At 46.1% G+C, this 21,717-nt stretch carries 23 protein-coding genes and 1 pseudogene; 16 read left to right on the forward strand and 8 right to left on the reverse strand.

The features are described 5' to 3' along the window. Positions 1 to 79: 79 nt before the first annotated feature. Complete coding sequence (locus AC0IYG_RS02360; protein ID WP_471709420.1) at positions 80 to 1,117, forward strand: Atu2307/SP_0267 family LLM class monooxygenase; 1,038 nt, start codon at positions 80 to 82, stop codon at positions 1,115 to 1,117. 24 nt (positions 1,118 to 1,141) lie between these two features. On the opposite strand, the gene AC0IYG_RS02365 is transcribed toward AC0IYG_RS02360, so the two are convergent. After that, complete coding sequence (locus tag AC0IYG_RS02365) at positions 1,142 to 2,218, reverse strand: hypothetical protein (RefSeq protein ID WP_471709421.1); 1,077 nt, start codon at positions 2,216 to 2,218, stop codon at positions 1,142 to 1,144. Positions 2,219 to 2,638: 420 nt separating this feature from the next. On the opposite strand from AC0IYG_RS02365, the pseudogene AC0IYG_RS02370 reads away from it, so the two are divergent. From AC0IYG_RS02370 to AC0IYG_RS02380, 3 genes and pseudogenes are all read left to right on the forward strand, one after another. Further along, positions 2,639 to 3,729: pseudogene (locus tag AC0IYG_RS02370) on the forward strand (Gfo/Idh/MocA family protein). Between the two features lie 143 nt (positions 3,730 to 3,872). After that, positions 3,873 to 4,496 carry a DUF4468 domain-containing protein gene (locus AC0IYG_RS02375; protein WP_471709422.1) on the forward strand — a complete coding sequence of 208 codons (624 nt, stop codon included), beginning with the start codon at positions 3,873 to 3,875 and terminating at the stop codon, positions 4,494 to 4,496. A gap of 77 nt (positions 4,497 to 4,573) precedes the next feature. After that, positions 4,574 to 6,259 (forward strand): hypothetical protein, encoded by a 1,686-nt coding sequence (locus AC0IYG_RS02380; RefSeq protein WP_471709423.1) that lies wholly within the window; start codon positions 4,574 to 4,576, stop codon positions 6,257 to 6,259. 29 nt (positions 6,260 to 6,288) lie between these two features. On the opposite strand, the gene AC0IYG_RS02385 is transcribed toward AC0IYG_RS02380, so the two are convergent. After that, a complete protein-coding gene (locus AC0IYG_RS02385) occupies positions 6,289 to 6,759 on the reverse strand; it encodes a response regulator (protein WP_471709424.1) in 471 nt (156 codons plus the stop codon). A gap of 219 nt (positions 6,760 to 6,978) precedes the next feature. Between AC0IYG_RS02385 and AC0IYG_RS02390 the strand changes: the two genes are divergently transcribed. Continuing rightward, positions 6,979 to 7,575, forward strand: a complete 597-nt coding sequence (locus AC0IYG_RS02390; protein WP_471709425.1) for a hypothetical protein — start codon at positions 6,979 to 6,981, stop codon at positions 7,573 to 7,575. A 46-nt stretch (positions 7,576 to 7,621) separates the two neighbouring features. On the opposite strand, the gene AC0IYG_RS02395 is transcribed toward AC0IYG_RS02390, so the two are convergent. Further along, on the reverse strand, positions 7,622 to 8,305 hold the full coding sequence (locus tag AC0IYG_RS02395) for a DUF421 domain-containing protein (RefSeq protein ID WP_471709426.1): 684 nt from the start codon (positions 8,303 to 8,305) through the stop codon (positions 7,622 to 7,624). Continuing rightward, entirely contained in the window at positions 8,302 to 8,922 is a 621-nt protein-coding gene (locus AC0IYG_RS02400; protein ID WP_471709427.1) for a YetF domain-containing protein, read from the reverse strand. Before AC0IYG_RS02400 ends, AC0IYG_RS02395 begins: the two co-directional genes overlap by 4 nt. 360 nt (positions 8,923 to 9,282) lie before the next feature. On the opposite strand from AC0IYG_RS02400, the gene AC0IYG_RS02405 reads away from it, so the two are divergent. Continuing rightward, complete coding sequence (locus AC0IYG_RS02405; protein ID WP_471709428.1) at positions 9,283 to 9,573, forward strand: DUF892 family protein; 291 nt, start codon at positions 9,283 to 9,285, stop codon at positions 9,571 to 9,573. A gap of 261 nt (positions 9,574 to 9,834) precedes the next feature. Here the strand turns inward: AC0IYG_RS02405 and AC0IYG_RS02410 are convergent, their stop codons facing one another. Further along, positions 9,835 to 10,098, reverse strand: a complete 264-nt coding sequence (locus AC0IYG_RS02410) for a SemiSWEET family sugar transporter (protein WP_471709429.1) — start codon at positions 10,096 to 10,098, stop codon at positions 9,835 to 9,837. Positions 10,099 to 10,305: 207 nt separating this feature from the next. On the opposite strand from AC0IYG_RS02410, the gene AC0IYG_RS02415 reads away from it, so the two are divergent. The 6 genes from AC0IYG_RS02415 (at position 10,306) to AC0IYG_RS02440 (ending at position 16,471) form a co-directional block, all read left to right on the forward strand. After that, positions 10,306 to 10,860, forward strand: coding sequence for a hypothetical protein (locus AC0IYG_RS02415; RefSeq protein ID WP_471709430.1), 555 nt, complete (start codon positions 10,306 to 10,308; stop codon positions 10,858 to 10,860). Between the two features lie 14 nt (positions 10,861 to 10,874). Continuing rightward, positions 10,875 to 11,177 carry a hypothetical protein gene (locus tag AC0IYG_RS02420; RefSeq protein WP_471709431.1) on the forward strand — a complete coding sequence of 101 codons (303 nt, stop codon included), beginning with the start codon at positions 10,875 to 10,877 and terminating at the stop codon, positions 11,175 to 11,177. Positions 11,178 to 11,411: 234 nt separating this feature from the next. Next, positions 11,412 to 11,816: a ligand-binding sensor domain-containing protein gene (locus AC0IYG_RS02425; protein WP_471709432.1), complete on the forward strand. Its 405-nt coding sequence runs from the start codon at positions 11,412 to 11,414 to the stop codon at positions 11,814 to 11,816. Next, positions 11,740 to 12,546 (forward strand): ligand-binding sensor domain-containing protein, encoded by an 807-nt coding sequence (locus AC0IYG_RS02430; RefSeq protein ID WP_471709433.1) that lies wholly within the window; start codon positions 11,740 to 11,742, stop codon positions 12,544 to 12,546. Before AC0IYG_RS02425 ends, AC0IYG_RS02430 begins: the two co-directional genes overlap by 77 nt. Next, a complete protein-coding gene (locus AC0IYG_RS02435) occupies positions 12,515 to 15,283 on the forward strand; it encodes a hybrid sensor histidine kinase/response regulator (RefSeq protein ID WP_471709434.1) in 2,769 nt (922 codons plus the stop codon). Before AC0IYG_RS02430 ends, AC0IYG_RS02435 begins: the two co-directional genes overlap by 32 nt. A gap of 30 nt (positions 15,284 to 15,313) precedes the next feature. Further along, the gene (locus AC0IYG_RS02440) at positions 15,314 to 16,471 is read left to right on the forward strand and encodes an acyltransferase family protein (protein ID WP_471709435.1); all 1,158 of its coding nucleotides are present in this window, start codon (positions 15,314 to 15,316) and stop codon (positions 16,469 to 16,471) included. On the opposite strand, the gene AC0IYG_RS02445 is transcribed toward AC0IYG_RS02440, so the two are convergent. Then, positions 16,468 to 17,265: a TspO/MBR family protein gene (locus AC0IYG_RS02445; RefSeq protein WP_471709436.1), complete on the reverse strand. Its 798-nt coding sequence runs from the start codon at positions 17,263 to 17,265 to the stop codon at positions 16,468 to 16,470. The genes AC0IYG_RS02440 and AC0IYG_RS02445 overlap by 4 nt on opposite strands. Positions 17,266 to 17,310: 45 nt before the next feature. Between AC0IYG_RS02445 and mnmH the strand changes: the two genes are divergently transcribed. From mnmH to AC0IYG_RS02465, 4 genes are read left to right on the forward strand one after another with little or no spacing between them, the layout of a single operon-like run. Beyond that, positions 17,311 to 18,348, forward strand: a complete 1,038-nt coding sequence (gene mnmH, locus AC0IYG_RS02450; protein WP_471709437.1) for a tRNA 2-selenouridine(34) synthase MnmH — start codon at positions 17,311 to 17,313, stop codon at positions 18,346 to 18,348. Positions 18,349 to 18,356: 8 nt separating this feature from the next. Beyond that, complete coding sequence (gene selD / locus AC0IYG_RS02455; protein WP_471709438.1) at positions 18,357 to 19,397, forward strand: selenide, water dikinase SelD; 1,041 nt, start codon at positions 18,357 to 18,359, stop codon at positions 19,395 to 19,397. Positions 19,398 to 19,447: 50 nt separating this feature from the next. Beyond that, complete coding sequence (locus tag AC0IYG_RS02460; protein ID WP_471709439.1) at positions 19,448 to 19,891, forward strand: rhodanese-like domain-containing protein; 444 nt, start codon at positions 19,448 to 19,450, stop codon at positions 19,889 to 19,891. A gap of 39 nt (positions 19,892 to 19,930) precedes the next feature. Continuing rightward, complete coding sequence (locus AC0IYG_RS02465; RefSeq protein WP_471709440.1) at positions 19,931 to 20,446, forward strand: TlpA family protein disulfide reductase; 516 nt, start codon at positions 19,931 to 19,933, stop codon at positions 20,444 to 20,446. Positions 20,447 to 20,503: 57 nt separating this feature from the next. Here the strand turns inward: AC0IYG_RS02465 and AC0IYG_RS02470 are convergent, their stop codons facing one another. Then, positions 20,504 to 20,953, reverse strand: coding sequence for a DoxX family protein (locus tag AC0IYG_RS02470; RefSeq protein ID WP_471709441.1), 450 nt, complete (start codon positions 20,951 to 20,953; stop codon positions 20,504 to 20,506). Between the two features lie 62 nt (positions 20,954 to 21,015). Next, complete coding sequence (locus AC0IYG_RS02475) at positions 21,016 to 21,600, reverse strand: Crp/Fnr family transcriptional regulator (protein ID WP_471709442.1); 585 nt, start codon at positions 21,598 to 21,600, stop codon at positions 21,016 to 21,018. Positions 21,601 to 21,717: the final 117 nt, after the last annotated feature.

Here is a 21,717-nt window from a genome sequence, read left to right on the forward strand (position 1 = left end):
ATTGAAGTCATTGATGCTTTCAGCATTTTCTCGGCTTTAATAAACAAAATTTTAACTGACTTTAAACATCATTGAATATATGGAAATCGGAATCGACAGTTTTGCTTCGGCGATGTTGGGAACTGAAAACGGCACGACATTGAGCAGCGTGGATGCCATGAGCGAATTATTGGAACGGATCGCTTATGCCGATGAATCCGGCCTGGACGTTTTCGGGATTGGTGAGCATCACAAGAAGGAATTTCTGGATTCGGCACCGGCTGTGATCTTGGCTGCTGCGGCTGCTATGACCAAGAAGATCAAACTGACAAGTGCTGTTGCTGTGTTAAGCGCCGCCGATCCCGTGCGGGTGTTTCAGGAATTTGCCACGCTGGATCTGATTTCCAAAGGCCGCGCCGAAATGGTTGTGGGCCGTGGTTCTTCGGTGGACGCATTTCCATTATTTGGTTTTAGCTTGAAAGATTATGACAAGCTTTTTATCGAAAAACTGCAACTGCTGCTCGAAATCCGGGATAATGAGTTTGTAACCTGGTCGGGTAAGTTTCGTACGGCGCTTGATAACCAGCCGATTTATCCAAGACCATTACAAAAACAATTGCCCGTTTGGCTTGGCGTAGGCGGAACTCCTGAATCGTTTATTCGTGCGGGTTCATTGGGTTTGCCATTGATGGTGGCTGTTATCGGCGGTGAAACGCATCGGTTCAGGCCGCTCATTGATCTTTACCGCGAGGCCGGAAAAGATGCAGGATTTGCGCCGGAGCAGTTACAGGTTGGACTGCATTCGTTTGGTTATGTGGGCGAAACCACCGAGCAGGCCATTGCAGATTACTATCCGGGGCACGCCGAAATCATCACGAAATTAGGCCGGGAACGTGGCTGGCCGCCGGTGACCAGACGGAGCTTTGATGCGCAGATGAGTCATTTCGGTGCTTACGTCATTGGCAGCCCGCAGGAAGTGGCCGACAAGATCGTTCGCCATAGCGAAGCATTAGGCGGCATTTCCCGGTTTACTTTCCAGATGGACAATGCGGGATTGACGCAGGCGCAATTGCTGAAAACCATCAAACTGATCGGCAGTGAAGTAATCCCATGCGTTAATGCGCAGGTTCTGGCCTAATGGTTTTTGGTAAGAAAAGGTTTTTTATTTGATCTCAATACTTGACCAATATGGTTTTGATTGGGTTGTGTCCGGATAAATGCCGTTTACGATGTAAGTGCCTGTCGGCATATTTGCCGGGATGGTGTATTTCCCAACCGCAATGCTAGCTCCTGCCATCGCCCAGTAATAACGTTCCAGTTCCGGCGACAGGTCAATCGTCTTTTCGGGAGATTTGAGCCGGAGCTTTGGCAGGTGATTGACATCAAATGGAGCCTGACTATAAACCCACATCAGGGGTGACGACTTTGCATAAAAAACGTCGCCCCTTTTAAATGTCAACGGTTCAATATTCCGGTCGAGGCTTTGATTAATGTCCCCTTTCCAAATGCTTTCCAATGCTTTTGTCTTAGCTTCTTTGGAAACTTGGATCGCACCTTTTCCTAACAATGTGTTTCCCTCATAATAGGACAGCAGAAACGAGCCTTCGGGCAAATTTTCCGGTATTTTATCAAGCGTTAATGTGTTCACGTCTCTTACACGCACCGGAACAGTCAAAGGTGATTTCAATGCAACACTGGAAATATTGACGGTGTATTTTTGATCCGGCAAGAAGAATCCGCCACCCGCCCTTATCGTATCCTTGCGAACGTATTCAAACGGAGCATACGAACTAATGCCCGCAATCGGCGTCGCCCTTTTAAATATCAGCCCTTCGAAAACAACTGGATTATGATTATAAAGCCTGATTTCCATGGTCAATGGGTCGCTGCTGATCAGATCCGGTGCATTTGTCAGGTAAACGCGCGAATCGCCAGGATAGAAATCGGCCTCTCCCGAAACGCCGGTTTTCTTGTTTGTAAACTTAACAATGTGATTTCCTGCACCAGGTGCAGCAGGGCTGCTGCCTGATTTTGCATTTAAACGAAGAGGCAGTTGGATGCCTTCGGCATTAATCTGAATTTCCTTTTGAAGCAATTCTATCTTAGGCGTTCCCGAGAAATTGAAGTAAATGTAACCGTAAGAGAAATTGTTGTCCGCCTTGTTTTTTACTCCGAAATACAGGGGAGAAGTGCCTTGATATTGATATTTAATGACATTACCGTCCTTTGGCTGGTTCATTTCGTCCATTAATGAAACCTGCGACTTCGATTGACAAAATCACCTCAGCTTCCGAAGCATTGAATGTCTGCGGAAAACTCACCATATAAACATTATGCGCTGAATCGTAGGTTATTTTATCAGCTCCGGTTACCTTACAGTTCTCTTAGTAACTGATCCATCCGCAATTGCTCGCCTTGCGGATTTACAATGTCGGTTGGTGCAATTTGATTTTTTAGAAGTGCCGGGAGCAGCCAAGCAATAACACACTGAAAGTCAGAAAGAAGTAGAGCGTTTTTTTTCATAGCAGATAGAGGAATCTACAAACGGTGACATGATGCTCGAAGTAAACTTAATTCTACGGATAATCCAAATTTTTGTTTTTAAATTAAATATTCATATTTGTAAAGCCCATAAAGTAAAAACTTAAAGTGTTCACCGATGCTATTAGAAAGACGAGATTTCTTATCCACATTAACATTGGCCAGCGCAGCCACATTATGCTCCGGTAACCCACTGTTGGCGTCGACTTCGCCGAAGAAAGACAAGCTCGGAATCGCCCTCGTAGGTCTGGGATATTACAGCACAGACTTGCTCGCGCCAGCATTACAATTGACTGAAAAATGCTATTTGGCGGGCATCGTCAACCGGCACACCAGCCAAGGCCGAGGCGTGGAAAACGAAATACAATATTCCTGACAAAAACATTTACAACTACAAGAACTTCGACCAGATCGCCAATAATCCGGACATTGACATTGTGTACGTGGTTTTGCCGCCATCTATGCACAGGGAATTTGTGGTGCGCGCAGCGAAAGCGGGTAAGCATGTATTTTGTGAAAAACCAATGGCGCCTTCGGTTGCCGACTGTGAGGCAATGATCAGCGCTTGCAAAAGCAATAAGGTGAAACTTGCGATCGGCTACCGCTGCCAGCATGATCCTAACATTCAGGCTTATATGAAGGTGGCGAAAGAGCCAGAAATTTGGCAAAGTGAAAATGGTGAACAGCGCTGCGGGTTACTTTGACGCGCGGACGGACCATTGGAAACAGAAAAAATCTTTGGGCGGCGGCGTCATGGGCGATATGGGCGTTTATGCATTGCAAGGCGCCAGGCTCGCGACCGGCGAAGAGCCGATCAGCGTCATTGCACAGGCGTCCACAACGCGTCCCGACATTTATAAGGAAGTGGAAGAAACCATGATGTTCATGCTCGATTTCCCAAGCGGTGCGCGCGCTGCCTGCCAGACGAGCTTTGGCATCAATATGAATTACTTGCAGGTGAGCTATGAAAAGGGCTGGCTAAAAATGGAGCCGCAGTCTGGTTACAGCGGCAACAAAGGCAGCATGTCGGACGGAACGATCATCGATTTCCCGATCAAAAGTCAGCAAGCCAAGCAGATGGACGAAGATTGCACAGCAATTATGACCAATGCCGAACTCATTGCACCGGGAGAAGAAGGACTCCGTGACATTCGTGTGGTGGAGGCGATTTACAAGTCGGTCGCTTCGGGTAAGAGCGTTAAGATCTAAATTGGACAAAAGCTTGACAGGCCGCTAATTGGGGCGGTTTGTCAAGTTATGTAACCGAAAATTTATAGGATAATTGTTTGATTATTTTGAAGGAATGTCGTAGAATTACTTATCTCTTTTACGATATATAGTCAACGATAATCATGCGATTCCTACCCTCAACGATCTTCATTGTTCTCCTTTTACTTTTTGCCCGGCCAGGCCATGCTCAAAAGCCTGGGCTTCCTTACAACCGATTTACGGGTGAAATCACGCAGACAAAAGCCGTTCAAACGGGTCAATCACGGGAAAAAAGTTACAATGCCATCAAATCGTGGGTTATCAAGAAATATCCGAATCACAGACAAGTAATCCGTATTGACGATGCTGGCTCAGGTCAGCTGGTTTTGCAGGATACGGAACCCATCACTTCTGCTCGCTTCAAGTCATTCAGTTATCGCGTGATAATTGATATAAAAGATGGAAATTATACTTGTACCATCGACAATGTCAGGACTTTAAGCCCTGGCGCCGAGCAATACATTTCCGCTGATCAGGATTTTTCAAACATGGGCATGTACGGTCAGGACATTGACGACATTGACCGTGAGATTTCGATCACCAAAGACAAAAAAGCGCTGGCGAAACTCTACGATGAGCGCCGCACATTGAAATTATTTTTGCGCGATTACGATAAATCGCATTGCGTTATGGATATGCATTTTACCATGATCCAGAACGGCATCCAGCAGAGCGTTACCGGCAATGGTTCACTTGCCTCAAAGTAATATTAATCAGTTCGTTACAAAGCAGATAACGGAAATTTGAGATACATTTTTGTATCTTCGTTTCAAACTGCTCAACGATGCTAAGCTTTGATGGATGGCTCACGAATTACACATTGACAGGATTTGTATTGGTGCTCCTGTTTTCCCTCACATTTATTCGGAAGAAGTTTGACGGCGAAGCGCATTTTCAAAGTGTAGGCTGGGCTTGGACAGCCGCATTTTTTGCGATTTTATTATTTATGCGCTATCCCTTCATTGCTTACAATCGGGAGATGGATGTGGATGAAAGTCAGATGCTTGCGCAGGCACTCAGCTTAAAAAACTACTGGATTTACTGGAAATACGTCGATGGCCTCACACAGGGTCCGCTCGCCAGTTACTGCCTCATTATTCCTTCATGGTTCGGCTTGCCCTTCGATTACACTTCCGCCCGCCTGCTCGGCTTTGTCATCCTGAGTCTCACATTAACAGCCACTTTCTGCACATTACGGAATCTCTTTTCCTTTCCTGCGGCGTTGTTAGCCTTTATGCCCATTGCTTTTTTCTATGTGTTAAGCCAGGGCGCGTTTTCAACGCTTTATAATGAATATGTGTGCCTTTGCCTGCTCTCGCTGTGTTTCTGGCTGTTTTCTCTTTTGTACAGGCAGCTGCAACCTGAAAAAAGTAATTTCTTTTTGCTTGGACTGCTCGCGGGCATGGTGCCTTTTGCCAAATTACAGGGCGTTCCTACGGCTATGCTGATCGTTCTTTTTGCCGGCATTGTCGTTCTTCTTCGCGGCAAAGACAAAGCGCTTTCGCTCGTCGCCCTTGCTTTTGGCGGCTTGTTGTTCCCGGCTATTGTGATCATTCTGGCCGTTCGCTTTGGGGCAATTCAATATCTTTGGAATTTTTATGTTTTGGGAAATTTCCAATATTCCAGCGGTGGGAGCATTTGGGAAAAAGCGCTTAATTATCTGCATTTTCTGAGAAATTCAGGCCAGTTTTCTTACCTGATTGCAGGCTATTTTCTCCTCGTCATGTATGCCGCATATACATTGTTACGCGCAAGAAAGATGCTGGATTTCAAAAACCTGCTCTTTTGGTTTGGACTGCTGCATATCCTGACCGCGTTTTATGCCGTGATCAAATCGGGCTATTTATTTCCGCACTATCAGCAATTTGTCATCATTCCGATCGGCATATTTACCGGTGTGCTTCTGGAAGCTGTGTTTTTATCATCTTTTTGGAAGGCGCGTAAATTGCAGCTTGTTCTCGGAGTTTGGGCGTGTATTTTAATGGCGCCACATGTGCTTGGCAAGCTGGCTTCAATCGGTGGTTATGCAGTGAAAACTGATGCGCGGATCAATCATGCTGACTTGGGTAAACCTTTGACTATATCACCTGTTTCGAAGGAAATTATGCGCTATACATTGCCGGGAGAAGCTATTACGATCTGGGGCTGGCACCCGTCTTACCATTTGGAAACCAGACTGAGCCAGGCCACAGGTGACGTGATCGCATACCGGATCCTGACTGCAAACAGCCACCGGCGCGCTTATCTTGCCAAATATTTAAGTGATTTGAAGTTGAGGAAACCGGTCGTTCTGGTGGATCAGATCACGCCGCAATCGTTTTGGTTTAATGACACCACGCGCTTCACGCATGAGCATACGCCAGGTGTTGGTGATTTCATTGCACAGCATTACAAACTCGCTTCCACGATTCACGACGAACGAATTTACGTGCGGAACGACCGCATGAAAGCATTCCTGACGCAGCATTAACAGCTTGCCGAATCAAATGCTTACTAGATTTAGTTTTGTTTAAATGTGAGTTGCGGAACCTCCACGAGCTGCATATCAGCGCCAAGCCAGAAGCGGAAAATAGATTGCATGGTGTAACGCACTTCTTCAAAGTCCATGGGTTTCACAATGTAAGCGTTAGCGCCATGCTGATAGCACTGCTGAATTTTGTCTTCACCCGTTTCGGCACTCATGATCACAACCGGCAGATCCGTATAAAAACCTTCCATTTCGGGCTTGGGCTGCCGTAATAATTTGAGCAATTGCAATCCGTTCATGCCCGGCATGTTCAGGTCAACGATCAGTAACCCGGGAATCTGGTCAGTACGCTCTTGTCTGGCTAATGATTCGAGGTGGCGGTAAAGCACTTTCCCATCTTCAAAAAATCGGACGGGGCATTCTCCCGAAAATCCCTTAATTACTTTATAAAGCAAGAAGTGATGATCCGGGTTGTCATCCACTATGTATACTCCTTTTTTCATGTTAAAAATGGCATTGGCGAAAAGCAAATTTTTGTATAATAAACATACCATCGCAACTGCGATTTCCAGGGTCAGCGCGCGAGGTTGTCAATCAGTAACGAGGAAACTTATCAAAGCGTTTAAATGATGCAGATGGCACGGGTTTTTGCGAGATTAAAAAATACTTAATTTTTTTCGGGACCACTAACATAGGCTATCTACATCCACAATTACATGAACATGCAAAAGATCAAATTGTTTTCTCAGTACGATATGGACGTCCTTTTTTACAAAGAAAAAATGGACATTGTCAAGGAAGTGAATCAATGGCCTGATGCATATTTCTCAGCAGAAAACTTACCTGGTCACATTGACGCCCTCGCACAACAGAGACAACTTCAAATTCCACAGGTCGATTTTCTGGCCGGCCGCTCAATTACTGTTGACCGGATTTATCCTGCATCAGCATTAAGGCCAGGCGGCAATCCAAATAAAAAATTGAAGGTTAAAGTGTTAGTTTATCAATATCCGTTTACCGGTGAAAGTTTCCTGCTCGGGTGTAAGCCTCGCGCAGCTTTCGACCCGATTGAAGCGGAATGGCTGCTGGATGCGGGCAGTAAAATGATCCTCGCTGAGTATCCGAATTACGAAAGCAATCCAAAACAGATCATTAGGAAACACAATGCGATGACCGAATCCTTGCAGCTGATGCTAGCAGACGTTTCACAAGGTTTACAGGAATTTAATGACAACATTCGGGACGTCATTGAGCCGGCAATATATGAAAAGCAACAGGAAGTGATTGAGCGTCAACGCGTTCTTTCAGCCTTGGGTTAACAGAAATACATTGTGATGCAGCGAGTAACCGCTGCATCACAATCTTTTACCTTGCGGCAACCGCTTTGATTATCTCATCGCTGCCGCAGTTTCCACAGTTCGTTCCCGGTTTGGCATCTTTACCACAATTCTTGCAGATATACTTGTCCTGCTCTTTGTAAACGCGTCTCCAAAAATCCTTGTCACATTCCGGGAGCACACCCAATCCCGGCGCCACTTCAACGTCCTTGATAAGCGTAAAAGAACCACCCGCTTCGAAATAAAGCCGCTTTACTTGTCCCAGTTGAAGAATGTCATTATTCCGGAGCTGCGCAAATACGCGCTCCCGCGAGATGCCCGTCAACTTCATATTTGGAAGGTTAAGCACGCCGTCTCCAACCAAAACCGTTACATTGCCTTGCGTCATAGATTCAAGACGTTCGTTTCTGGTTGCTAACCACGCCACGAGCTGCTGCACGGAAACCACTACAATGGCAATCACAATGGCAGGCAACACGCCCCGGTCGGGTGACAGAATGGGAATACCAATCGCTGCTGCGAGTGACACCAGCGCGATCATTTCATTGCGGCTGAGCTGAGAGGCCATTCTTTTTCCCATCAACCGCATGGAAACCATGAGCAGGAGATAAACAACTACGACTCTGAAAATGACTTCAAGATAAAAGCCACCCGGGACGTTGCCGACAACAATGCGCTGCCAATCGGAAATATTTATGTCTTCGGGTTTCATCGTTTTTCAGTTTCAGGTGTGGGCTCAATGTCTCTTTCCAACGCAGCTTTTTCCCAGTGATTTGCTTTGCACTTAGGACAGACGTCTTTCGCTTTGTCTTCATCAACTGTCTTTCCGCAATTCAGGCACACGACAACACCGTCGGTCAGTTCCTGCGAAAACAGTTTAATGGCTTCATCGTCAGGCGGGAAAATCGATAATCCGGGCGCCGGTTCTTTGCTTTGGTAAATACTAAACATTCCGCAAGCCTCCAGGTAAACCCTGTCAATGCCACCCAGATTGTAAATGTGTTTGCTCCGGATTACGGAAAAAAGCTGCTGGCGCGACACTTTGGTTTTAGCCATCTCATCCAGATTGATGACGCCGTCTTTGACCAGGATACTGATCGTGCCCTGGCTGACTTCCTCAAATTTCGGACTTTTATACTCCGCAAAATTCAGACTACGCTGAAACGTAAGTGCGCAAATCAGGACCATAACAGTAAGCAGGACGCCGATTTGAGGCAACTGCATGCCGGGCGCCACAATGGCCCCGAGTGTAACCATTACCGCAAGTTCCGAGATGGTCAGCTGACCGCCCATTCGCTTGCCCATTAGCCTCACAATGGCTAACAGCACAAAATAAATAACAATTGTCCGCAGCAAAACTTCAAGCAAAAAAATGGGCGGCGCCTCCCCAAATAATATCCGCTGCCAGTCGCCGGGATAATCTCTTCTTTCTTCATTGTCTAGTTTGTTGATATGCTTTTGTTGAGTGGCATCGCATATAATTTTTGTACCAATAATGGCTGTATAAAATACCTGTGGTTACCGTCGATTTTTTACACGGGAATGTTGAGACTGTTTTTATAAGATAAAAAAATGAGGCTTTTTCGGCTTTTAAGGCAGTTTTGGAACAGTTTTTATGAAAGCACGTCTCCCGTTCTGAAACGGTTGCCGAACGTCAGACGCATGCGGGCGGCATAAAGAAAAATTGATATGTCACGGAATTATCACCATCTGGATTTACAACATCATAAGGCGCAGCGGTCGCTCTTCGAAGATTTGCAGGATTTGTATGCGGCCGACCAGCTTTTGCTGAAAGCGATTCCATCATTCGCCAAAGCGTCTGTGTCGCCTGAGGTTACGGCAACATTTGATTTATATGCGGCGCAAACCGATGAGCACATTGGCCATCTCAAAAAAATCTTCAAACTGCTGGGCGAGCGGCCGGGGCAGCGGCCCACTGCTCTGAGAGCATTGATCCAGTCTGCGAAGCGCGCTGCTTGAAGAACCACAGGATGATCCGGTCGAACATGACCTGAAACTGGTAAAGAAAGCGAAAGAATTTGTCAGCTTTCAGATTGCGCTATATACATCAGCGTTCAATGCCGCTCAAAGTTGTGGTTATTCCGAAATCGGCACATTACTGAAAAAGGCGATGCTGCATGAAGGCGAGCGGCAATCCATTCTGGCCAAGCTGGAATTAACGTTTCAGACCAATGCGGAAAGTGACGGACAGACCACGTTGCAGCCCATGCATAGCTAATGTCATTCGTTTCCTTTGTATTTATATTTAAGAAAAAGCATCGCAATGTTCAGGCAAATGGTGAAAATGTTGGTCGCGATAATGGGAACATCTTTCTTATCGACTCCATAATAAACCCAGAGCGCATTACCGGTCAGCAATACGACGAACATCAGGGTTGAAACCTCGCTCGCCTTTTTCTTTTTAACGGTTGTTACCAATTGCGGCACGACTGCCGAGGATGTGCAGATCCCAGCCACAAGGCCGAGAATTTCTATAAAATCCATATTGCTTTTTTTGTTGATGAATGTTTGGCTGATTTCAGCCGGGCGCAGTCCTTATAAAATTACTTTCCAGCGGCTTCATGGGCCGATAAGTCAGATTCCGTGTAAGAAATTCTACGGGTTACGCGGGTGGCTATTTGTTAGCGTCAGGTCAGGACTGGTTTTTGTTAACTTGCGCGAAATTTCAGAAAGCCGTAACGAAGAAAACTTATGCTGGAACTGCTCGTCGTCATTACATTTTTTGGCTACATATATTATTTAAGAAATTATGCGGATCTCCGCTCCAAATCCGAGAAGGAAGAGGCTGCATTCGCACCGGGAATTGCACTTTTGAAAAGCGGGGATTTCGAGCAAGCTTACGATTATTTTCACGCGCGTGCAGCAGAAAAGCCGGGATCTAGCGTCGCTCATTTATACAGAGGTTTGGCAGAAAAAGGAAGAGGCGATCGCGCGGCAGCATTCGCGGACATTCAAAAAGCGGTGAGCCTGGACGACGAGGTTTTCCGGGCACATCTTGAACTGGGCAAACTTTATCTCGAAGATGGAAAGCCTGAAATTGCGCTTGCAGCATTCAATAAAGCAGTTACAAATGCGCAGGAAACAGCTCCGGAGCCTTATCGCTGGCGCGGAGAAGCTTTTCAAAAATTGGAACGCAACGAGGAGGCGCAAGCAGACTTTGATTCAGAAAAACGGTTGGCTGAAAAATCAGAAATAGCAATTCGAAATCTGACGTCATTAAGCCGCCGTTTTTTGATAAAAAACTGATCATCAGCGCATCAATGGTATTTTTTACGAGCGCTTTGGTTGTTGCAGTTGTGAAGGATGCGGAAAGCATTCACTTGCCTTATCTCGTCGCTGTTTTTTCCGCCATTATCATCGGCTTTGCCGAGCCTTACAAAGGATGGCTGCTTGCCTTGATGCAATGTGCCCTGATTTTGGCAGGATACTTCTTATTCACCTCCCAGCCGACAAGTGAAGCAGAACGCGAGCTCGAAAATTTCAGTCTCTACGGCTCAGTAATCCTGACCTTTGTAGCCAGCTTCCTCGGTGGCTTCATGAAAAGAGCCTTAAATATGCAATAGCACATCATTACTTCATGAATGTGATGCAAAAGATTTATATCAAAAAAATAAAGCGTTTTAGAGCTTACAAGAATAAATTTGTGTGCTAAGTTCTTGTTTTCTTATTTCAAGAATTAATAAGACATTCCAACCTTCTAATTTTCATCAGATTGCATTTCGAAAGGAAGTAAAATGCGAGATTAGGTGTATATTACTACAAAATTTGCAAAGTAGTTTTACGTCTCCTCTAAAAGCATGAAGCTGAATTTTTACCGGTTTTTTTATGCGCTTTTAATGCAGTGTATGGCATTAACGGCCTTCACACAAAGCAAACCCATACATTTCAGACACATTTCCGCCGAAAACGGACTTCTTAATAACAATGTCAACTGCCTGATGCAGGATAGCAAAGGCTTTATCTGGATTGGCACGAATGGTGGGCTAAACCGCTATGACGGCCATTCATTCAATGTTTACAAAAACGAAGAAGATAACAAGAACAGCCTCAGCAATGATTTCGTAACCTGCCTGGCCGAAGACAAGTCGGGCAACGTGTGGATTGCGACCAGCGGCGGCGGGCTTAATGTGCTGGATAAAACGAGGAGGAATTTTAAGGCTTTCAACTTCAAAAGAAAAAGACCAGAAAAGCATTTCCGGTGACTTCATTAACCGCATTACTTTTGACAAGGGCGGCAAAATGTGGATCGCGACAACGGGCGGCCTGGACCTTTTTGATCCCGAAAAAGGCGAGGTAACCCGACACTTCAAACTCGATTCCACCAAGATCAACAGCCTCAGCAGCGACAATGTCAACACGGTTTTTTGTGACAGGCAGGACAACATATGGGCAGGAACATCTGCGGGCTTAAACCTGCTGGACAGGCGCACAAACACTTTCAAGCGATTTCTTTTCGACAATAAAAATCCAGGCTCATTATCCGGGAATGAGGTGCGTTATGTTTTTCAAGATAGCAAGGGCCGCATTTGGGTAGGGACTTACGGGGCAGGACTCAACCTTTACGAACCAGAGAAAGGCACATTTCGTCGCTTTCTGCATGATCCTAAAAATCCAGCCACATTGTCCCACAACAACATTACGAGCATCAATGAAAATGGCAGCGAGATCTGGATTGGGACGGAAAATGGCGGCCTGAATATTCTGGATACAAATAAATGGACATTCAAATCGCACACGCACGACGAAGTTGATCTCAGCAGCGTTGCCGGAAATTCGGTTGATTGCATCTTTAAAGACCGACAGAATAATTTCTGGCTTGCCGCTTACAGTGCCGGTTTGAGCATTTATAACAGCAATAACAGTTTCGAACATTTCCGGCACAGCGCATCAGAAAAACAGTTTGTCCAACAATGCTGTCCTGTGTTTTTATGAAGATAAAAATGGCAGTTTCTGGATTGGGACGGACGGAGGAGGACTCAATTTATTTGACAAAACAACACAAAATTTTACGGCTTACCGTCAGGAAAAATCCGGCTTGTCAGGAGACTTTGTGCTGGCTATTTTGCCCGGTGCAGACGAAAAGCTTTGGATAGGGACCTGGGGCGACGGACTGAATTTGTTTGATCCGAAAACATGCCGCTCAACCGTTTTCAAACACAGGCCGAATGTTGCCAATGGCATCTATAACGACAACATTTATGCGCTGGCAAAGACGCCCGATAACAAAATCTGGATCAGCACTTACGGCGAAGGAGTGGACGCTTACGATCCGGAAACGAAAGCATTTAAACATTATTTAAGCGATCCGGACGACATTAAAACATTGTCAGACAACACCATTAATTGCTTTTTTACCGATAAAAAAGGAACGTTGTGGCTAGGCACCGACGAAGGGCAGCTCAACCGCTATAATCCTGATCTGGATAACTTTACGAGGTTTAAAGTTTCGGAAAATATGCGCGTTTCCAACAGCGCTATTAACTGCATAGTAGAAGATAAATCCGGGATTTTCTGGCTGGCCACATTGAAAGGCCTCGTCCGGTTTGATCCTGCGACCGGGAAGTTTAAAAAATATACAACCGCACAGGGATTGATCGCCAATGTGGTTGAAGCACTTGTGACGGATGAGGCCGGAATGCTTTGGATCAGCACAAATGGCGGGCTGTCGATGTTTGATCCGAAACTCGAAAAGTTTAAAAATTACTCCGTCGAATATGGTTTGCAGGCGAGAGAATTCAAGCAAAAAGCGGCTTATCGGGACAAGGAAGGCAACTTGTATTTTGGTGGGGTGAATGGTTTCAACAAATTCCAGCCGCTCGACATTCGCCGCGATCACGGGACTTATCCGATCGTTATCACCAACTTTAAAATTTTCAGCCGCGACGGTCAGGTTTCGGGCAAGGACAGTAACAAGGTGAAATTGCCCGTTGACATTTCAGAAGCCAGCGAAATCACATTATCCCACGATCAGTCCTTCATATCCATTGATTATACAGCATTGGATTTTGTTTCATCGCAAAAAAACTACGCGTATATATTGGAAGGTTTTGACCAGGAATGGAATTATGTCGGGAATAAGAATACGGCCATTTATACCAATTTGTCACCCGGCGATTTCAGGTTCAAAATCAAAGCACAAAACATTTCGGGCGAATGGGTAACCAGTCCAAAAAGCCTGCTCATCATTGTGAAGCCGCCTTTCTGGGCAACCTGGTGGTTCCGCTTATTAGTTTTTTTGATCATTGCGGGGATTGTTTACTGGCTGTATAGTTATCGTGTGAATGCCATTGTTCGAAAGAAAGCAATGCTGGAACAATTGGTGGAAGAGCGGACGGTGATGGTGCAGCGCCAGGCAGAGGAGTTGCATGCGCAATCGGATCATTTACAGGCATTAAACGAAGAGTTGCAGTCTCAATCCGAGGAACTGCGGGTGCAAACGGAAGAGCTTTATGAGCAGCATGAGCAGGCCCAGATCGCCCGGGAAGAGGCCGAGCGCGCCAATCAGGCCAAAAGCATTTTTCTCGCCACAATGAGTCACGAGATCAGGACACCAATGAATGGCGTTATCGGTATGACGGCGTTGCTTTCTGAAACCGAACTGTCTGAGGAGCAGCGGGATTACACGCGGATCATTGCCACTTGCGGCGAAACTTTGGTTAATGTCATCAATGATATCCTTGATTTTTCAAAGATCGAATCAGGGAAAATAGACCTAGAAGCGCATGAATTTGAACTGCGGCTTGTGCTGGAAGAAATGATGGATTTGTTTGACTTACAGGCTTCAAAGCAAAAGGTCAGCTTGCGTTATGAATTGGAAGAATGCCTTCCGCATTTCCTGATCGGCGACAGCACAAGATTAAAGCAGGTTTTGACCAATTTGATCAATAATGCGTTGAAGTTCACAAGCCAGGGCGAAGTTTATGTGCGCGTATATAAGCACGAAGAACCGGAACACGGGGAAATCGGTGTTGGATTTACTGTAAAAGACACCGGCATTGGCATTAAGGCTGATAATTTGTCGAATTTGTTTCAGGCGTTTTCGCAGGTGGATTCATCTGTTAACCGGAAATATGGCGGCACGGGCCTGGGATTGGTCATCTGCGAGCGGTTGGTCCGCTTAATGGGCGGCGAAATCCGGGTGGAAAGCGAATACGGAAAAGGCTCGTCATTTCACTTTTTCATCACAACGCGCTACACGGATAAGATTGCGGACAAGCAACTTTCGCAGCCTGGCTCACAACCGGAGAACCGGTTGCTCGACACTTCATTTGCCTCACATTATCCCATGCGCATTATGGTTGCCGAAGACAATGCGGTTAACCAAAAATTCATTGATTATGTGTTGAGAAAGCTGGGTTATGAGGTTTTCATCGTGCAAACCGGCCTGGAAGTGTTGACAGCGCTCACACGTGAACGTTTTGACATCGTCCTCATGGATGTGCAAATGCCCGAAATGGACGGACTTGAAGCCACGGAAGCCATTCGGAAGCAGCATGGTCCGCTTCCTTATATTGTAGCGCTGACAGCCAATGCATTAGATGAAGACCGGGCGAAATATATCAGCATTGGCATGGACGATTACATGGCCAAGCCAATGAAGCTCGAAGTTATAAAGGAAGTGCTGCAAAAGGCATTTCGCAGGATTCATCAATTACACGCGGAGGCTTAGAGCATCTGCGTTTATTTTTTAAATTCGCAAATGTCACTCCACAACACGCCGTCTGCATTGGTTCCCGAACAGCCCAATGGCAAAATCGTTTATATCGATTATCTGAAAGTTTTACTGACGGCACTGGTCATTTTGCATCATGCATTTGTGACTTACGGAGCGCCGGGCGGATGGTATTATTTTGAAAAAACCACTATTAAGGGCGCGGCAATAGCGATGACGATGTTCGTCTCGGTTAATCAGTCTTTTTTCATGGGGTTTTTCTTCTTCCTTTCCGCATTATTTATCCCAGGATCTTACAGGAAAAAAGGAGCAAAGCTTTTCTTGAAAGACCGCTTTTTCCGACTTGGAATTCCCGTGCTGTTCTATTCTATTATCCTCGCAACGGTCATGAATTTCTTGGTTTACCGCTATGCCGGTGCGCATGACATTACATTTCTGCATTTTTTGTCAGTGTATGATGGCTGGATCAATGTCGGGGTTTTGTGGTTTGTGGTTGCGCTGTTACTGTTTTCGGTTTGTTATGTAATCTGGCAAAAGGTTTTTCACGCACCAGTGCAAGCCTGGAAGTTACCGGCAGTAATGCACATTTTGCTTTTCGGAATCGGGTTAGGAGCAGTCACATTTCTGGTGAGGCTTGTCTTTCCTGTTGGCTGGGAACTGAAACCGCTTGGCTTTCAGCTTGGACATTTTCCGCAATATATTGCCCTGTTTATCTTGGGAATCATTGCTGCGGAAAACAAATGGATTTCGCTGATTGAAGACCGGCGCTATCGCAAGCTTTTTATCATTGTTCCCTGCCTCATTATTTTCGGGCTTCCTGCAATTTTTGCAGTACAAGCCATATCTGGTAATCCGCTTGCATTTTTCGTGGGCGGCTTGCACATTGAGGCTGCCGTATATGCCTTTTGGGAACAAATCACCGGCGTCTCCATTATGGCAGCTTTACTCGCATTCGGAAAAAACAATCTGAATACGCCGTCCGTTTTTATGAATAAAATGTCGCGTTGCGCATTTGCCGTTTACATTCTGCATCCATTTGTCCTCGTCTGTCTTTCCCTGCTTCTGAAAAACTGGCCGGTAGACCCCGCTGTGAAGCTGTTGATTGTTGCACCGGCCAGCGTGTTTTTAACTTTTTTGCTTGGCTATTTTGTGGTAAAAATTCCAGGTGTGAACAAAGTCGTTTAGCGGCTTTTGAACCCTTCAGCTTCACCTGCATAATGCTTTCCTTTGTTCAGAAACCCGTGTATTCCACTGCTGATCACGATCACGGCAACCACCGCCACGGCTGTGAATGCGATGGATTGGTTTTCATTCCAATTGGCCACGGCAACGGCCGCTAATCCCCACGCGCCTACAATTGCCGCTTCACGCAAATTGCGGTTCCAGGTTAGGAAAAGCTGCACAAGTCCTGCCACGCAGATCATAATGATCGTCCAGGTGGCGGCCGAAATGCCGAATCCGTCCCATCCGATCTTGGTCAGATAGGCAGCGACATTCGCAATTAATGCAACTGTAATCCAGCCCAGATACAATGCAAAAGGCCACCATTCCAATGCGATTTTTTTAAGTGAAATCAAGTCAAGTTCCATGCGTGTCCGCAGCACAATGCCCAAAAGTGAGGATAGCAACACAATCATAATCAGCACCGAAGCGCCTGTGTAATCATACAGCCAGGCGACGATCCAAAGGCAGTTTGCTATGCAGGAAATCACAAATAACCAGCCGATCTTGCCGACCATTTCGGGCGCTCTTTTATCATTAAAAAGCCCTCTGCTCTGGTAAATAACGAATGCCGCCAGACCAATGTAAATCACTCCCCAGATCGAGAAAGCATAGCCGGAAGGCGTAAAAAAGTTTTGATATTCGGCCGACACGGTCGCCATGGTGTTACCGTTGAATACGCCGGTGTTGGACAAATAATTCACAATTACCGTTACAATTAAAGCCAGTATATTCGCCGTCTGCAAAGTCTTTGTCATGATGATGCGCTTAGTTCAAATGCCAACGTACAAAGCTTATGCCACATGATCAAAACAATTACGATCACTGAGTTCTTTTCCCTGCAAAACCATGTGCCGCTTGCCGATGTACGCACGCCGGCTGAGTTTGCGCATGGGCATATCCCGGGTGCATTTAACCTGCCGTTGTTCAGCAATGAAGAACGTGTTTTGGTAGGAACAACATATAAGCAGGTTGGGAGGGAAGAGGCGATTTTGCTTGGTTTCGACCTTACCGGTTCCAAATGGTCAGGTTTTATCAAGCGCGCTTTGGAGATGTCGCCGCAGAAGAAAATCGCGGTCCATTGCTGGCGCGGCGGCATGCGAAGTGGTGCAATGGCATGGGCGCTTAACCTTTACGGCTTTGAAGTTTATCTCATCGAAGGCGGTTACAAACATTACCGGAGATGGGTGCTGGGCCTTTGGGAACAACCTTATGAACTGTGCATTCTGGGCGGTCGCACGGGTTCCGGAAAAACGAGGTTGCTGAAAGAACTTGCCTTACTGGGGGAGCAAGTCGTTGATCTCGAGGATCTTGCACAGCATCAGGGCTCTTCATATGGAAGCATGAACAAAATGGTTCAGCCTACGCAGGAACAGTTTGAGAACAATCTTGCGTTGCAATTGAGGGATATGGATGCGACGCAACGCATTTGGATAGAAGACGAAAGCAGGAATGTCGGTAAGCTCAACATTCCGGCGCCATTCTTCAAACAAATGATCGACGCGATATTAATTGATCTGAATGTTGGTCTGGACGCCCGCGCGAAATCCTTAACGCTTGAATATGGCCAGCTTGATAAAAACTTTCTCATAACCTGCACATTGCGCATTCAAAAACGGTTGGGGCCTTTGCAAACCAAACAAGCCATTGCCGCGATCGAGGACGAACGCATGGAGGATTTTGTCAGAATTGTGCTTGTATATTATGATAAAACATATTTAAAGGACATTGGCAAAAGAAGTCCGGACAAAGTTTTTTCGCTGGATATTACCGATGATCGCCTTTCAGAAAATGCAAAACAGATTTTAAATTTTACATTAACTGTGCCGACGCAGGCATAGCAAAATCAATGGATACGACAACAGTAAAACTAACCCAATATTCCCACGGAGCCGGCTGCGGCTGCAAGATCAGTCCCGCAATTTTGGACAAGATCCTTCACAGTCCCATCGCAGCGCAAGCTGATCCTCGCCTGCTCGTGGGCAACGACAAGCGCGATGATGCCGCCGTGTTGGATCTCGGAAACGGAACCGCATTGATTTCGACGACCGATTTCTTTATGCCAATTGTGGACGATCCGTACGACTTTGGACGCATCGCATCAGCAAATGCAATCAGCGATGTGTATGCAATGGGCGGAAATCCTGTGCTGGCCATCGCGATTTTGGGCTGGCCAATTGATAAGCTCGCACCAGAAGTTGCCCAAAAAGTGCTCGAAGGCGCACGTGCGATTTGTGGCGAAGCAGGCATCACCCTCGCTGGCGGCCACAGCATTGATTGCCCCGAGCCGGTTTTTGGACTTGCAGTAACCGGATTAGTCAACATTCCGCAGCTTAAACAAAACTCCACTGCCAAGGCTGGCTGCAAGTTATATCTCACCAAAGCATTGGGTGTGGGAATACTTTCCACCGCTCAGAAAAAAGGGCTTTTGCAACCCGAAGACGCTGAAATCGCACTTAATAGCATGGTGAAGCTGAACATTCTGGGTGAAACTTTTTCGCGCATGGATGGCGTAGAAGCCATGACGGATGTTACCGGCTTTGGCTTACTCGGCCACCTTTCCGAAATGTGCGAAGGGAGCGGATTATCTGCTGTTATAGAGTTTGAAAAAGTGCCCGTCATTGATTCTTTGCCTTATTATCTGGAACAGCAATGCTTTCCGGGTGGCACTAAAAGGAACCTGGCGAGTTATGGTCACAAAGTGGGGCCCTTGACGGATCTCCAAAAATATATTCTCGCAGATCCGCAGACGAGCGGCGGTTTGCTCGTTGCAGTAAATGAAGAACATGCGCCTGATTTTGAAAAAACGATGGCTGTTTTAGGCCATGAATTGATATCTTTCGGCCGGCTGGAACCCAAGCACGACGGCCCGTTGATCACAGTAAAATGAACATTAACCCGCGTCAGACGACCGGATTTGAAACCCAATAATCTCAATTAATGATGAAAAATTTCAAACAATTCCTCCTGCTTTTTTCACTCAGCCTGATGTCACTGGTTAGCCAGGCACAGACAAAAGCAGAGCCGTGGACAGAATCTCAGCTGATGCCCACAAGCGAGCTCGCTGCGCTGATCAATGATCCGACGGCTAAAAAACCGCTCATTATCAACATTGGCCCGCAAGCGGTTATCAAAGGTTCGGTAGATGTGGGACCTGGAAAGGAGAAGGATAACATTAAGAAGCTGGAAAAAATGCTTTCCAAAGAAGACAAGAACCGCGAAGTGGTTCTGTATTGCGGCTGCTGCCCGTTTGACAAATGTCCTAACATTCGCCCGGCGTTCAGTTTGATTAAGGAAAAAGGATTTGCTAAGGCAAAGCTTTTGAATGTGCCTAAAAATATAAAGACAAACTGGATCGACGCAGGTTATCCGGTGAATGAATAATTGAGTTATAAGCGCGTTGGTGCGCTGAATTTTTGCATTATGATATTGATATTGAGGAGATTGGTTTTTGTTTTTGCCTTGCTGGCTTGTTTGAATGCTGCTGCGCAACAAAGTGCTATTAAGGTGGGCAAAAAAGCGCCGGAGATTTTGCTTCCGACTATATCGGGTGAATCTCTGGCACTTTCGTCCCAGAAAGGCAAAGTGGTGCTGGTCGATTTCTGGGCAAGCTGGTGTGCGCCATGCGTGGAAGAGCAGCCGGAGCTGAAAAAGCTTTACGGTCAGTTTAACAAGCAGGGAAAGGATGCCAGAAAATTCGAAATATTCGGGGTTTCGCTGGATAGCAAAAAGCCGGCTTGGGAAAAAGCAGTCCGTAAATACAAAATCGACTGGATCCAGGTTAGCGACCTTAAATTCTGGACATCTCCCGTCGCCAAAACCTACGAAATCGAAGCACTTCCGTTTAACGTTTTGTTAGATAAAGAAGGCACGATCGTCGGTGTAAATCTTCATGGCAAAGAGCTGGAAACAGCAGTCGCCAAGGCGTTAGCCAACTAATCAGCGCAACTCATACTCATGCGTCAAAGCTTCAACCGGAATGCGAAGCAGTCTGGATCACATCAACCCAAAATACCAAACCCATCCAATAAAAAACACTTGCAATGGCACGCGGAACCAGAGATAGGCTAGGCCGGGGCCGTTGAAGGTGGCTTTTTCGTAGTTGAGGGTTTTAGTTGCGGCGTGGATGTTGGCGGGGAGGATGAGGATGAAGAAGATGATGAGGATTATGGCGGCAGTTGGTCTTAATATTGGAAATAGGAGCGAGACGCCGAGGACGATTTCCAGGATTCCGGTGAGATATACGACTTCTTTTTTCAAAGGCACGAAGTCTGGCAGCATCAGCGTCATGCCTTTTGTAAACATAAAATGGCCGAGCGCCGTGAAGCAGAGCATTACGCACATGGCCAGATTTCCGCTCAGCAGCACGTTCCATGCTCCGGTGAAATATTTGCAAACGAGCGTGGTGAGGGCGAATGTGGCAAGTAATAATATAAACGGTTTCATCTTAAATGGCTTTTTGTCTTGACAAAAGTCACCATTGAAACCGCTGCGTCAAATGATGTATGTTAGTTTCGTGCGAAGCGCTTTCTGATTCTGCTTAAACTTTCCGGTTGAATGCCGAGGTAAGACGATAAATGCTTGACCGAAATTTCATTCACAAGTCTGGGATTGCGTTCAATTAATTGTGCATAACGCTCGTCCGCCGTTAATGCGAGCAAATCCATTTCCTTACGCAAACGTCGAGCATATTGCATTTCTGTGATCAGCCGGCCCGTCCGTTCACCATTGTGGAAGTTGCGGTAAAAATGATGCAAATCTGCGTAAGATATCGCCACAGTTTCTGAATCTTCAAGGAGCTCAATGGTTACGTAACTCGGGTCCCGCGTGATAAAAGAATAAAAACCCGACACAAAATCGCCGCCAAAGTGAAAGTCGATTGTGAATTCATTTCCATCGTGCAAAAAATAATTGCGCGTCGATCCCGAATTCAAAAAATACATATAGTTCTCCACCTGCCCCTGCGCAACCAGAAAATCCCCTCTTTTGAACTTTTTAATAACAAGCCTATCCGAAAAGGCCTCCCATTCATCTTCCGGAAGAGAAGAAAACTGCATTATTTTTTCCTTAATCTTATCTAAGTGGTTGCTCATCAGTGTCAGCGCATTATTTCTGTTCAATATAACGGGATAAAGGCAAAACAATAATCTCTTTCAATAAAACTGACCAAACGGCTGTTTCTGGTATGATTATTTTGGGAAATCGCATCA

It is taken from the genome of Dyadobacter sp. AC419, assembly GCF_979253085.1.